Source organism: Halomonas sp. DP5Y7-2, assembly GCF_019802025.1.
Classification (GTDB): domain Bacteria; phylum Pseudomonadota; class Gammaproteobacteria; order Pseudomonadales; family Halomonadaceae; genus Halomonas; species Halomonas litopenaei_A.
In genome coordinates this window covers 64,536-77,186 of sequence record NZ_JAHVHY010000003.1, presented here as the reverse complement: position 1 = coordinate 77,186, position 12,651 = coordinate 64,536, and the positions used below count along the sequence as shown (strand labels likewise).

General features: G+C 64.4%; 12 protein-coding genes. 6 read left to right on the top strand and 6 right to left on the bottom strand.

Annotated features, from left to right (window positions below):
- Positions 1-20 precede the first annotated feature (20 nt).
- The gene (locus tag KUW18_RS03975; RefSeq protein ID WP_222162453.1) at positions 21-755 is read right to left on the bottom strand and encodes an aspartate/glutamate racemase family protein; all 735 of its coding nucleotides are present in this window, start codon (positions 753-755) and stop codon (positions 21-23) included.
- Between the two features lie 254 nt (positions 756-1,009).
- Between KUW18_RS03975 and KUW18_RS03970 the strand changes: the two genes are divergently transcribed.
- The 6 genes from KUW18_RS03970 to KUW18_RS03945 all read left to right on the top strand — a co-directional run bounded on the left by KUW18_RS03970 (position 1,010) and on the right by KUW18_RS03945 (position 6,668).
- Positions 1,010-1,708, top strand: a complete 699-nt coding sequence (locus KUW18_RS03970; protein ID WP_206943834.1) for a GntR family transcriptional regulator — start codon at positions 1,010-1,012, stop codon at positions 1,706-1,708.
- 398 nt (positions 1,709-2,106) lie between these two features.
- Positions 2,107-3,102 (top strand): TRAP transporter substrate-binding protein, encoded by a 996-nt coding sequence (locus KUW18_RS03965; protein ID WP_206943835.1) that lies wholly within the window; start codon positions 2,107-2,109, stop codon positions 3,100-3,102.
- Positions 3,099-3,707 (top strand): TRAP transporter small permease, encoded by a 609-nt coding sequence (locus KUW18_RS03960; RefSeq protein ID WP_222162454.1) that lies wholly within the window; start codon positions 3,099-3,101, stop codon positions 3,705-3,707. Before KUW18_RS03965 ends, KUW18_RS03960 begins: the two co-directional genes overlap by 4 nt.
- Positions 3,704-4,984, top strand: a complete 1,281-nt coding sequence (locus KUW18_RS03955) for a TRAP transporter large permease (protein ID WP_206943837.1) — start codon at positions 3,704-3,706, stop codon at positions 4,982-4,984. The genes KUW18_RS03960 and KUW18_RS03955 overlap by 4 nt, the downstream gene beginning before the upstream one ends.
- An 80-nt stretch (positions 4,985-5,064) precedes the next feature.
- Positions 5,065-5,823 carry an aspartate/glutamate racemase family protein gene (locus KUW18_RS03950; protein ID WP_206943838.1) on the top strand — a complete coding sequence of 253 codons (759 nt, stop codon included), beginning with the start codon at positions 5,065-5,067 and terminating at the stop codon, positions 5,821-5,823.
- Between the two features lie 137 nt (positions 5,824-5,960).
- Complete coding sequence (locus tag KUW18_RS03945; protein WP_222162456.1) at positions 5,961-6,668, top strand: GntR family transcriptional regulator; 708 nt, start codon at positions 5,961-5,963, stop codon at positions 6,666-6,668.
- A gap of 15 nt (positions 6,669-6,683) precedes the next feature.
- Here KUW18_RS03945 and KUW18_RS03940 read toward each other — a convergent pair whose 3' ends face one another.
- From KUW18_RS03940 to KUW18_RS03920, 5 genes are read right to left on the bottom strand one after another with little or no spacing between them, the layout of a single operon-like run.
- Positions 6,684-7,427 (bottom strand): ABC transporter ATP-binding protein, encoded by a 744-nt coding sequence (locus tag KUW18_RS03940; RefSeq protein ID WP_222560846.1) that lies wholly within the window; start codon positions 7,425-7,427, stop codon positions 6,684-6,686.
- A complete protein-coding gene (locus KUW18_RS03935) occupies positions 7,421-8,545 on the bottom strand; it encodes a FecCD family ABC transporter permease (RefSeq protein ID WP_222560845.1) in 1,125 nt (374 codons plus the stop codon). The genes KUW18_RS03940 and KUW18_RS03935 overlap by 7 nt, the downstream gene beginning before the upstream one ends.
- Positions 8,542-9,420 carry a hemin ABC transporter substrate-binding protein gene (locus KUW18_RS03930; RefSeq protein WP_222560844.1) on the bottom strand — a complete coding sequence of 293 codons (879 nt, stop codon included), beginning with the start codon at positions 9,418-9,420 and terminating at the stop codon, positions 8,542-8,544. Before KUW18_RS03930 ends, KUW18_RS03935 begins: the two co-directional genes overlap by 4 nt.
- 11 nt (positions 9,421-9,431) lie before the next feature.
- The gene (locus KUW18_RS03925) at positions 9,432-10,472 is read right to left on the bottom strand and encodes a ChuX/HutX family heme-like substrate-binding protein (RefSeq protein WP_206943844.1); all 1,041 of its coding nucleotides are present in this window, start codon (positions 10,470-10,472) and stop codon (positions 9,432-9,434) included.
- A gap of 10 nt (positions 10,473-10,482) precedes the next feature.
- Entirely contained in the window at positions 10,483-12,540 is a 2,058-nt protein-coding gene (locus KUW18_RS03920) for a TonB-dependent receptor domain-containing protein (RefSeq protein ID WP_261389595.1), read from the bottom strand.
- Between the last annotated feature and the right edge of the window lie 111 nt (positions 12,541-12,651).

Here is a 12,651-nt window from a genome sequence, read left to right as displayed (position 1 = left end):
GGTGGTTCGCAGGACGGGCGTCAGCGCAGTCGAGGGTCGTGGAACAGCTGGCCCCAGCCGCGGATGTCGGCGGGGTTGCGGCCAGCCAGCGCCAGGCATTTCCATACCGTGACGCTGACCGAGTCATAGATCGGAATGCCGATCTCGGCCTCCAGCGCTTCGACAATGCCGGCACCACGCAGATTGGTGCAGAGAATGGTGATGGCATCGGGCTTGGCCCTGGCGACGTCGCGCACCATGTCGGCAAGGGTGTCTTCGCTGTACTCGGAAAACGAGAAGTTGCCGCGATCGTTCAAGTGGCGTTCGGCGACCACCTCGATGCCTTCCTGCCGATAGTTGGCGACGATCGCCGCCTGGATATCGTCCAGGTAGGGGGTGACGAGGCCTAGCCGCGTGACGCCGGTGCGCTGGAGCACCTCGTTGAGTGCCAGCACGCTGCTCGTTGCCGCAACGCCGGTGGCATGGGTGATGGCCTCGCATAGCCGACGATCGGCGTCGAAGCCCAGCCAGCTTGATGACGTGCCGTTCCAGGCGATGACGTCCATGTGGGCGTCATGCAGAAGGCGGGCGGCGTCCAGCTGCGGCTGTGGGTCGAACTGAGCGAGAGCCGCTTCGCTCAGCGAGATTTCCTTGACCGTGAAGCGCTGAAAGTGCGCGCTGACATGGGGCATCAGGTCGTGAAGAATCGCGCTGGTATAGGGTTCCAGTACGGTATTCGACGACGGGGTCAGCATCCCCAGGAGTGTGCGGTGCATGGGCGGTGGTTCCTTGCCGGGAGTGGCGATTGCCAGGTGTTGTTATTGTCGTGCAGCAGCGGATGCGGTCTGGCATCTGGCGTTGCGCTCCCGTCAGGACGCGACATGCTACACTCAGAGTCATTAAGGAATTCGGAATTCCAAATTTCTACGACCTTTTCAGCATTGCACAACGCCAAGTTTTTGCAAGTACACTGCGATGTCCTGGCGTAAGTGATGTGTGACGTCGACCGCTGTCAATGCAAGGAGCAAGCATGAACGAGCCCGCGAAAAAGGAGGTGCTGTCGGCGCCAAGAGCCGCACCACTCAAGCGTTCCAGCCTGTACGAGGCCGTTGCAGAGCGCCTGCGTGACATGGTCATGGAAGGCGAGCTGGCGCCGGGCAGTCGCATTGCCGAGAAGTCCTTGTGCGAGGCGTTCGGGGTGTCACCAACCCCACTGCGACAGGCGCTCAAGGTGCTGGCAAGTGAAGGACTGGTCGAGATGCTGCCCCATCGAGGCGCCCGGGTGACCACGGTGGACAGGGAGGAAGTGAGGGACCTGTTCGAAGTGATGGCGGCGCTGGAATCCCTGGCGGGCAACCTGCTGGTGGTGCGCGCCAGCGATACGGACATCGCACAGGTGCGTGCGCTGCATGATGAGATGATGGAACACTTCAACGCCAACCGTCGTCCGCAGTACTTTGCCCTGAACCAGCAGATCCACGCTCGCCTGGCCGAGCTGTCGGGTAACCGCGTGCTGAAGGATCTTGAGCAGTCGCTGACGCTGCGCATCACCCGCGCACGCTACGTGGCCAATCTGGATTCGGCCCGCTGGGAAGAATCCGCCAGGGAGCACACCTACTTTGTCGAGGCCCTTGAAGCGCGGGACGCCCAGGCACTGTCGGAGGCGCTGAGCCTGCATATGCGCAAGACAGGCCAGGCCATCCTGCAAGGCCTGCCCGCCAGCCCCTGAGCGCGGTCGTCGCGCGTCCGCTGTTTTCTTGTCTCTTTCTGCTCCTATTTCCTGGTTCCTCTCCTGGTTCCTCACGGCCAGCTCCTCACGGCCAGCTCCGTTCGCCCCCTCCGTTCGCCCTGCCTCCTGCAGACGGTCTCTTCGGTCTGCGGGATGGCGGCCCTTTGGCGTCCGTGAACCGGGTCGTTCTGTGCGGTCGTTAATTTTTTAAAACAGTAATTAATTGAAAAATATAGAAATATAAAAAAATAGTATTCAAGATTTGGAATTTTCAAAAACATTCGACTAAGGTCAAAGCATGGTCGCTCGGGAGGCTCCATGGTGGGCCTGCCTGGTGGCTCTGCTTCGCTAGCGTGCTTGTGCATGACGCCAATAACGCCAATAAAAAGGATTGCCTGATGTCGATGATCTTCCGCTCCCCCCTGATGACCGCTGGCGCACTCGCGCTGGGACTGTGCACACCCTTGCTGGCCCAGGCCGACAACCTGCGTTTCGGCGGTAACTTTGCCACCGACCACTCCAGTAGCCGCGCCATGGAGCGCTTTGCCGAAAACCTGGCTGAGCAGAGCGATGGCGAATTGACGGCCCAGCTGTTTCCCAACATGCAGCTAGGGGGTGCCGGAGAGAACCTTGATCAGGTCAGCTCCGGCGCCATCATGGGCAGCTGGATCGGTATCTCGTATCTGTCGCGGACTGTGCCGGAACTTGAGGCCCTGAGCCTGCCCTTTGCCTTCGACAGCCGCGAGGATGCCTTTGCCCTGATCGACGGTGAGGTCGGAGACCTGCTCAACGAGAAGTTGGCTGAGGCGGGTTTCGTGGCGCTGGGTTACATGGAGCTTGGTTTTCGCCATGTCACCAACAACGCGCACCCACTGACCTCCATCGATGACTTTGCCGAGCTGAAGATTCGCCTGCAGCCCAATCAGACGCATCTGGATACCTTCCGTGCTATCGGGGCCAACCCGGTGTCGATGGACATCAAGGAAGTCTACGGTGCCCTGCAGCAGGGCGTGCTCGACGGTCAGGAAAACCCCTACAGCATTATCGAGACCAAGCGTCTGGACGAGGTCCAGTCCTACCTGTCCGACACCGGACACTTCTATGACTACATCGTGGTGGTCGCCAACCGTGACAAGGTCGAGGGCCTCAGCGACGACCAGCGCGAGATGCTGATGAGCGCCATGGACGAGGCGGTCGCCTGGCAGCGTGAAACCGCCGCGGCAGAAGACGACCAGGCCCGTGAGACCTTGATCGAGCGGGGCATGCAGTTCACTCCCATCAGCGACGAGACCCGTGAGCAATTGCGCGAAGCGAGCCAGGGCGTAGTCGACGAGTTGAGAGACAAGATCGGCGCCGAGCTGGTCGACAAGGTCATCGAGGAGCTGGGGGCATGACACGGGCCTGGCAACGTCCGGAGGCCCACGCCCATGCATCCGGCCGTCGCCACTTGCTGCAACTGCTGGCCTGGATGGATCGGGGCTCCTACTACGCCATCCTGTTGACCATGGGGCTGATGACGATCCTGGTGTGTGCCCAGGTGGTGGCACGCTACCTGCTGGGCACCAGTATCGACTCCGCCGATGAACTGTCGCGACTGTGTTTTGTCTGGGCGATCTTTCTGGCCATACCCCATGGAATCCCGCGCGGCGTGCATGTCGGCATCGACGCCCTGGTCAGCCACCTCCCCACCGGCGCACAGCGCCGGCTGGGCCGGCTGATGGCCGCCCTCGGCGTGCTGCTGATGGTGGTGCTAGGGGTGGTCAGTCTGGGAGCCGTGATCGACAAGTGGCCTCAGCTGATGCCCACCATGCCGGTCACGGCAGCCGTGTTCTACGTCGCGGTGCTGGTCTCGGCGATCCACTGTGCCTTGCACCTGCTGGCTCAGGTACTGGAACTGACGCCCCTGCAGGCGCTGCCAGGGGCGTCGCCGGAGCAGCCCTCGCAGGTGATCGATGGGCAGCGCTCATCGGCTGATCCGAATCAGGAGACGCGCCCATGACGACCGCGATTCTGGTGAGTTTTGCGCTGCTCGCGCTACTGCGGATGCCGCTGGCCTTTGCCCTGGGGCTGGCCTCGTTGGTGGGACTGCTGGTGGGCGGCATGGACCTGGCGGTGCTGCCCCAGCGCATGATGCATTCGGTGGACAGCTTTCCGCTGATGGCGATTCCGCTGTTCATGCTGGCAGGGGAGCTGATGGTTGCTGCAGGCATCCTCCAGCGCCTGGTCGATTTCGCCAACTCACTGATTGGCCGGGTGCACGGCGGTCTGGCCCATGTGGCCATCGTGGCCGGTATGGTACTGGCAGCGGTCAGTGGCGCCGCGGTCGCCAGTGCCAGCGCCCTGGGCAGCTCGCTGGTGCCGTCCATGCGCCAGCAGTACGACACGGGTTACAGCAGTGCGGTGGTCGCCTCGGCGGCCAATCTCGGCGCCATCATTCCCCCCAGCAACGCGATGATCGTCTACGCCTTGATGGCGGGCTCCAGCGTCTCGGTGGGCGGGCTGTTCATGGCCGGTATCGTGCCTGGCGTCGTGCTGGCGCTGGGATTCATGGGCCTGGCCAGCTGGCTGTCGATGCGTCGGGGCTATCCGCTGGCGGGGGGAGTCATCGGCCTGCGACATGTGCTGGTGCAGACCTGGCGGGCGCTGCCCATCCTGTTGATGCCGATCGTGGTGGTGGGCGGCATCGTGGCCGGCGCCTTCACTCCCACCGAAGGAGCCGGCATTGCGGTGCTCTACGCCCTGCTCATCGGCTTCTTCGTCACCCGACAGCTACGCCTGTCGCATCTGCCCAAGGCCATGTTCAACGCCGCGGTAACGGCAGCCATGGTGGGAGCGCTGATCGCCTTTGCCTCGACCATGACCTTCGCCTTCACCATTGATCTGGTGCCGATGCGCCTGACCAGCGCGCTGCAGGGGCTGACCAGCGACCCGCTGATGTTCCTGCTGCTGGTGATGGGGCTATTGATCCTGGTCGGCATGTTCGTCGAGTCCAACGCCGCCTACATCATGCTGGTACCGCTGCTGGCGCCCATCGCCCTGTCCTACGGTATCGACCCGCTGCTGTTCGGCTTTCTGTTCGTGATGAACCTGGTGGTAGGCATGATGACGCCACCGGTGGGCGTGCTGCTGTTCGTGATGTGCGGCATTTCCAAGATCAGTCTGCACGAGCTGATGAAGAGCGCCTGGCCTTTCATCGTCTTTCAATACGTCGTCCTGGTGGCCTGCATCGCCTTCCCCTCCCTGGTGACCTGGCTGCCGCGAACGCTGGGCTATTGACCGGCCTAGGGCCACGCTGGGTCACCCTTGCCGGTGATCGCTGTGGCCATGGCCATGCGTGACAACAACAAGAGACTGCTATGAAACTGCTGGTCATCAACCCCAACATCTCCGAGAGCGTCACGACGCTGATCGAGCGAGAAGCACGCCTCAGCCTGCGGGCTGGCGCCCAGCTCAGCATGGCCACCGCGCCCTTCGGCGTGGCCTATATCGAAACCCGTGCAGAGGCCTTGATTGGCGGCTATGCGACCCTGGGAGTTGCCGCCGAGCGCTACCCTGGCCACGACGCCGTGGTGGTGGCGGCCTTTGGTGATCCGGGGCTTGCCGCCTTGCGTGAAGCGCTGCCAGTGCCCGTGGTGGGATTGACCGAGGCGGCATTGATGAGCGCCTGCCAGCTGGGGGGGCGCTTCTCCATCATCGCCATTTCCCAGCGCATTCAGGCCTGGTATCGCGAGACCGTGGAGAGCCACGGCCTGTCTTCGCGGCTGGCCAGCATCCGCGCTCTGGACCAGCCGCTGCCGGATATCGGCAACGTGCAGCTGGATCAGGGCACGCGCCTGATCGAGCTGGCGGAACGGGCGGTCAGGGACGACGGTGCCGATGTCCTGATACTGGCGGGCGCCCCGCTGGCCGGACTGGCCCGCGACGTCGCCGACCGACTGCCTGTGCCGGCCCTGGATGGAGTGAGCTGTGCCATCGTCCAGGCCCAGGCGCTGGTCGAGCTTGGTCGGGGCAAGGGTGGTGTCGCCAAGGCAGGTAGCTATGCCCCGCCGCCGAGCAAGGCCAGCCTCGGGCTCGGTGACGCGATGACGGCTCTGATCGGACGGCAGCCGACGTGACAGCCTGACTGGGCGCGCAGCACTGCGGCTGCCTTCCAGCAGCCCCTCGGGCGCCCTGACGTCATTCGCCTTGGCGTCGGGTCGCTCGCTATACTCCTCGCTCGGCCAATCTCTCCACCTGCTTCGGACATCGGTCAATGGATGCGACCCAGGATGACAGCTCCACCGCGCCAGCACGCTCAAGCGCGCTTCACCGGCGCAGGATACAGGCGCCATCGTTGGCGGATGAAGCCTACGAACTGCTCAAGGGGCTGATTGTTCAGGGCGAGCTGGCGCCGGGTGAGCGCCTGCTGGAGCCTGCGCTGTGCCGTCGCCTGGGTATCTCGCGCACGCCGCTGCGCGATGCCTTGAACCAGCTGGCCGGTGAGGGACTGGTGACCTTGCGGCGTAATCGTAATGCGCTGGTGACCCGGCTGGACGGCGCCGAGTTACGTCATCTGTTCGAGGTCGAAGCCGGGCTTGAAGCCATGGCCGTCGAGCTGGCCGCCCTGCGCATGACGGCGACCGAGCTCAAGCGCCTGACCAACCTGCAGGAGCGTCTAGAGAAGCAGCATGCCAAGGGGGACCGGGACGGCTACTTCGCGACCAACACCCGCATCCATGCACTGCTGGTCGCGGCGGCGCGTAACCCGGTGCTGGTGGAGACCCATCAGCGCCTGCTCGGTCGCCTGGAGCGGGCGCGCTACCTCGCCCTGGATAAGCTTGGCCGCTGGCAGGAATCCACCGACGAGCACCGCGCGATCCTCGACGCGCTTCACGCACGTGATCCGGATCTTGCGCGACGGCGCATGCACGATCACGTGATGCATACCGGGGTGGCCATCAGCGGCCTGTTGGCTCCCTGAGTGCCCGGTGCAACGTCAGTGCTTGAGCGCCAGCCAGTGGCCCCCACTATGGTCCAGTTCATCCAGCTCGGCGCGGTAGAGCTCTGACAGGGCGTCTGCCCGCAACACCTCCGACGGTGTGCCACTGGCAATGCGAGTGCCCCTGTCCATCAGCCACACCCGGTCGGCGTAGGCATTGGCCAGGTTGAGGTCGTGCAGCACGCAGATCACCGCCAGGTCCTGCTGTTGCGTCAGCCGCTCCAGGCAGCGCATCAGCGCCTGGCTCTGGCCAATGTCCAATGCGCTGGTGGGTTCATCCAGCAGCAGGTAGCGAGTGCCCTGACTGGGGCCCGCCAACTGGCACAGGGCGCGGGCAATCATCACTCTCTGCCGCTCCCCGCCAGACAGCGTCTGCACATTGCGCTGTGCCAGGTCGCTCAGCTCGAGTCGTTCGAGCCATCGCGCGACCTCATCTTCGTCACATTGGGCGCCAAGGGCGGCCAGCTGATCCACCCGCCAGGCAAACACCGGGCTTTCCTGCTGGGCCACCAGGGCGCGACGCTGGGCCAAGTCGTGGGGGTGCCAGTCATCCAGCGGGCGCTGATCCAGTGTCACGCTGCCCTGGGCAGGCTTGCGAAAACCGCTTAACAGCCCCAGCAGGGTGCTCTTGCCCGCGCCATTGGGCCCAAGAATGGCCAGAAAGTCACCGCTGGCGACGCTGTCACTGATGCGTTCCACCAGTGGCGGTGTGGTCAGGCTGGCAGCATGCAGTGTCAGCATGAGGGGCGCTCCCGGATCAGTAGCCAGAGAAAGTAAGGGCCGCCGATCAGGCTGGTCAGCAGGCCTACCGGAATTTCGGCCGGATTGGCCAGTCCCCGCGCGAGTCCGTCGGACACGATAAGCAGCAGCGCGCCCCCCAGCATCGAGGCCGGAATCAACAGCCGGTGGCCTGGGCCCAGCCACAGCCGCAGGCAGTGGGGGATCAACAGGCCGATGAAGCCGATGATGCCGGCCAGCGCCACGCTGGCTCCGACGCCCAGCGCGGTGGCCACCACCACCCGCCGACGCAGGCGCGAACTGTCGAGTCCAGCGGCGTGAGCGGTGATATCCCCCAGCTGCAACAGGTCCAGATCACGGGCGCTTCTGAGAAGGATGATGATGACGACCGGCGCCACCAGCCACAGGCCAATGACCGCTGGCCACAAGGCATTGGCCAGACTGCCCATGCCCCACAGGCTCAACTGCCGAAGCTGTTCATCGTTGGCGATAAAGGCCAGCACGCCGCCTCCGGCGGCGGCCAGGGTGTTGATCGCCAGGCCCGCCAGCAGCAGGGTGAACAGGGCACTGCTGGAGGCCGCGCCCATCAACCCACGCTGACTGATGGCGAAGACCAGAAGGCCGACGGTGAAGGCACCGACAAAGCCCGCGATGCAATGGCCATAGAGGCCAAAGGGCGAGCCGTCAGCCTCCAGCAACACGATCCATAGCGACACCGCCAGCCCCGCGCCGCTGGCCATGCCGAGCAATGTCGGATCTGCCAAGGGGTTGCGAAACAGGCCCTGCATCGCCGCGCCGCTTCCCGCCAGCAGCATGCCCACCCCCAGCCCGAGCAGCAGCCGGGGTAGCCGTAGCTGCCACCAGATGGTCAGGGCCTGCTGATCGACGGCAGGTATCAGCTGGTCCAGTGACAGCCCCAGTGGGCCGGTACAGGAGAAGATCACCAAGGCCAGCAGCACGGCCAGGGCCAGGCCGGTGATGGCCCGGTGCGGGTTTCTATGGGGTCCTGGTTGAGGCGCGCTGGCGGCCGGGGCCGGGGTGACGGCAGCGGTGCTCCTGGCCGATGTCACCGCTGACTTGCGATGACCACCGGTGACGGTACGCCAGGGTATGGATCTCATGGCTGGTGGTCTGGCGTGAGTGACTCAAGCGCGCCGTGCAGTTGCACTAGCGCCGCAGGGGTGCGCGGCCCCATCGACAGCAGCGCACTGCTGTCGATGGCGACGAGGTGGTGCTGACGCCCGGCCGGTGTCTGTGCGAGCCCCGGCAGTTCCCATAGTCCTTCGTCGCCGCCCAGCGCATCGAGCCCCGCCTGGGGCACGATGACCACATCCGGCGCGGCAGGGATAATGCCTTCCGCCGAGACCGGCTTGTAGCCGGACATGGCGGCGAAGGCATTGGTGGCGCCGAGCGCCTCGATCAGTGTCTGGGCCAGGGTATCGTGGCCACCGACCATGGGTGTCATGCCGCCGTGATGCAGTAGAAACATCACCTTGAGACCACTTAATGGCGGCAGCGCCGCCAGTTGTTCAAGGTCCTTGTCGAGTTGCTGGGTCAGCTGTTGACCCTGCTCCTCCCGGGACAGCGCCGTGGCGATGGTGTCTACCTTGTGGGCGATACCGGCAAGTCCCTGCTCGCCGGGTACGCGGATCAGTTCGACACCGCTGGCGTCGAGCTGAGCCAGGGCCTGCTCGGGGCCGGCGGCATGTGCCGCGATGATGCGCTGGGCGCCAAGACCGAGCACGCTCTCCGCCGATAGCCTGCGCAGGTAGCCCACCGATGGCAGGTCGGCGAGGGCGGGTGGGTAGCTGACAGTGTCGTCCCGAGCGATGATCGACGCCCCGGCACCCAGCGCCGCCACGATTTCCGCCACATCACCTCCCAGCACCAAGGTGGCGGGGGCCTCCGCCTTGGCCTGGCTGAAGGCGCCAAGCCAACACACCAGGGCTGCGCTTAGCAGGGTGCAGAATCGCCGGGGCAGGACAAGCGTCAACATGATGCGCTCCTTCAGGCGGCCTGGTGATGGACAAGTCGATCGAGCAGGGTGCGCCACAGGCGAGATTCGGGCTCACCTTCACTGCGCTCGGCGTAGATCTGCAGGGCCAGTTCACCGTGCTGGTCAAAGGCTTCGAGACTCGTCACACCGCCGTCCCGGTTGGGCTTGTGCACCGTCCAGACCTGGTCGATGCAGGTGTCGTTCAGGTGCAGGGTGGCGTCATCCATGAACAGGTTCAGCCAGCCTCGCATGCGTTGGGGGGGCACAATATCCCCGGTGCGAATCTGCACACAGCCACGGCTACTGACGAACAGCATGAGCGGCAGCGCTTCAGCCGCTGCCAGGTCGAGCAGGCTAGCGACGCTGGATGTTGGCAGCGCCTGGGTAAATTCCCCTTCCATCAGGCGGTTGGCATCAAGGCGGCTGAGGTGGTGACGACGCAACAAGGCAAAGAACTGGTGCACATCGGTCATGCTGCCCCAGTCCTGCTTGAGGCCCTCGCGCGCGGCCGCCGGGATCTCGCTCGCGCTGGGTGTCGCTTCGTCGACGAAGCAGGGAGCGTCGCTGGTGCCTTCTTCCCATATCTCCTGCCAGCGCGAGAGATGACGTTCGCTGACCGAGAAGGCCTTGTGCACGGCGTGGCCGGATTGGTCGAATACCTGCAGGCTCCAGCGCTCACCCTCCGGCAGTTCATCACGAATCAGGCAGGCCCAGTGCCAGCGGGAGAAGATCAAGCGCAGGTCGAGGCCACGCGGCGCCAACAGCAGTCCCGCATGGGGGCCGCCCTGCAAGCGGGGGTACTCGCCGGTCTGTTCCAGTACCGCGAGACGGGAGCGGGTCAACGCCTTGACCGGGCCCAGGGTGTGCAGCATTCCGGCGACGGTGGTCGCAGCGTAGGGCAGGGTCATGACGTCCTCGCCCAGACGCGAGGCTTGCAGGGCGCCTTCGCTGACGCCGATACACTCCGCCATACTGATCGCCGGGGTGCGTGGGTTGGTCTCTCGCAGTGCGCGGAAGGCATCGAGAATGGCGTTGCGTTGATCATCACTCATGGCGCATCTCCTACCACTGATAGCTGATATTGGCGAGCAGGCTGCGGCCGTCGCCGAGACTGCCGTCGGGGCGATACCACTGCTGGTCGGCGACGTTGGCCAGACGCAGCGAGGTCGATATCGCGTGACTTGGCTGCCAGGCCAGCTGCAGGTCGTTGAGCCCATAGCCAGGCAGGCGACTGCCGTCTCCGGTGTCATCGAAGTCACGGGCAAAGCGGCCTCGCCAGCCGACCGTCAGGTCAGCATCGGAAAAGTGCCAGTCGGCGCCGAGGGTGGCCTCCAGCGGCGTCTGGCGCTCCAGGTCTTCGCCGCTATCACGGTCCTTGCCCGAAACGCGTGATACCGACACAAAGGTGTCCAGGGGCGGCAGGGCGCTGGGCTGATAGCCCAGTCTCAGGTCGTAGCCCCACAGGTGCGCGCGGGAGACGTTGACGGCCTGGGTAGTCCCGGCGAACAGGTCGACGCTGGTATCGATGAAGTCGTCGGCCTTGATATCGAAATAGCTACCGCGCACCGACCAGTCTCCCTGCTGCCAGCCAAAGCCGGTCTCCCAGGTATCGCTGGTCTCAGGGTCCAGGTCGGGATTGGGAATCCAGAAATTGTCGGGTACGCAGAAGAAAGGACCACCGCAAAAGCCCGCGAAGTGGCGATCGTTGGCATACAGCTCATTGAGTGTCGGGGCGCGGAAGGCCTCGGCATAGCCGGTATAGATCACCCAGGCGTCGGTCGGGCGCCAGGACAGACGAACCTTGGGGGAAAGCTCGTCTTCGTCGCTATCTCGGCCAGCATTATCCTCGGCGTCATAGCTGTCGTAGCGCAGGCCCAGGCCCAGATCGAACTGTCCTATGCCGCCGTCGTGCACATAGCGTCCGACCGTCAAGGTATCGTCGAGATAGACCGACGACGTATCGATATCGGCATCGGGGAAGCCCGTCGCACCGCCTGACGGGTCCTGTTCGGCGCGCTCGAACTCGATGCCAAAGGCCAGGGTTTGATCGAGCCATCCATGGCTCAGGTGGTGCACGCCATCGCTCTGGATGCCATAGCGCTCAAGGGTACGATCACTTTCGTCATCGATGTCCTGGCGGCTGAGGCTGAGGCGTGTTTCGAGGAAGCTTGTCTCGCTGGGTGTCCAGCGGTGGGCCAGCTGGGCGTTGTCACTGGTGACCTCACGGTCGATCAGTGGATTGCTGGGGTCAGGATCGATGACCTGCGGATTCGATGGCTGGCGGCTGTCCTCGTCGTAATGCTGCCAGCTGGCGGACAGCTCCTGGTGGTCGGCAAACTGCCAACTGCCCTTGGCCAACAGGCTGGTCAAGTCGGCATCTTCTTCTGCCTGCTGGCCGCCGGCACGGCGAATGTCGCCAGAGTCGGAATAGCCGATGGCTACCAGCCCCTGACGCGCTCCTGTACCACTACCCTGCCGTCCAAACAGGGTTAGCTGAGAGCCCAGCTCATGGGAGGCCGTGGCGCCGGAGACCGACAGCCGAGCGCCGCTGTCCTCCCCTGGTGCGAGCAGGTCCTCGGCGTCGACGGTGGTGACGCTGACCACACCCCCCATGGCGTTGCCCCCATACAGGCTGGACAGTGAGCCACGGGCAATCTGTACCTGCTGGATCAGCCCGGGATCGAGAAAGACGTTGCCAATATGGCCGGTATCGATGTCCTGGCGCACCCCATCCAGCCGGATCTGAACGCCGTTTTCATCGAAGCCTCGCATGGTCAGGAACTGGCCGTTGCGGCGGCCGCTCCCGGCAACATGAACGCCCGGCTGCTGTGCAATGACGTCTTCCCAGCGGGTTGCCGTCGACAGTGCCGGGTCATCGCGCTCGATCACGTCAATGATCATCGGCGCCCGGTGGACGTCGCCAGGCAGGCGCGTACCGGTGACTACCATGGGATCGAAGGCAGGGTGATCCTCCCCGTTGCCACTCGTTGGGGAAACGAGAGGCTGAGCCGATAGCGGTGATCGGGTCGGCGTGGGCGCGTCGGCGCTGTCGGCGAGGGCAAGCGTAGGTGCCAGCAAGAGCACGGGGAGCCAGCCAGCGCCCGTCGAGACAAGTTTCATGGGCTTTCCTGGTCAGTTTGCTGGCTTGGGCGATGGCCCTGGCTGGCAGATAGCGGATAGAGAAATGGGTGAGTCGATGTGTGAACGGTATTACGCCGCCTTGGCGGCTTC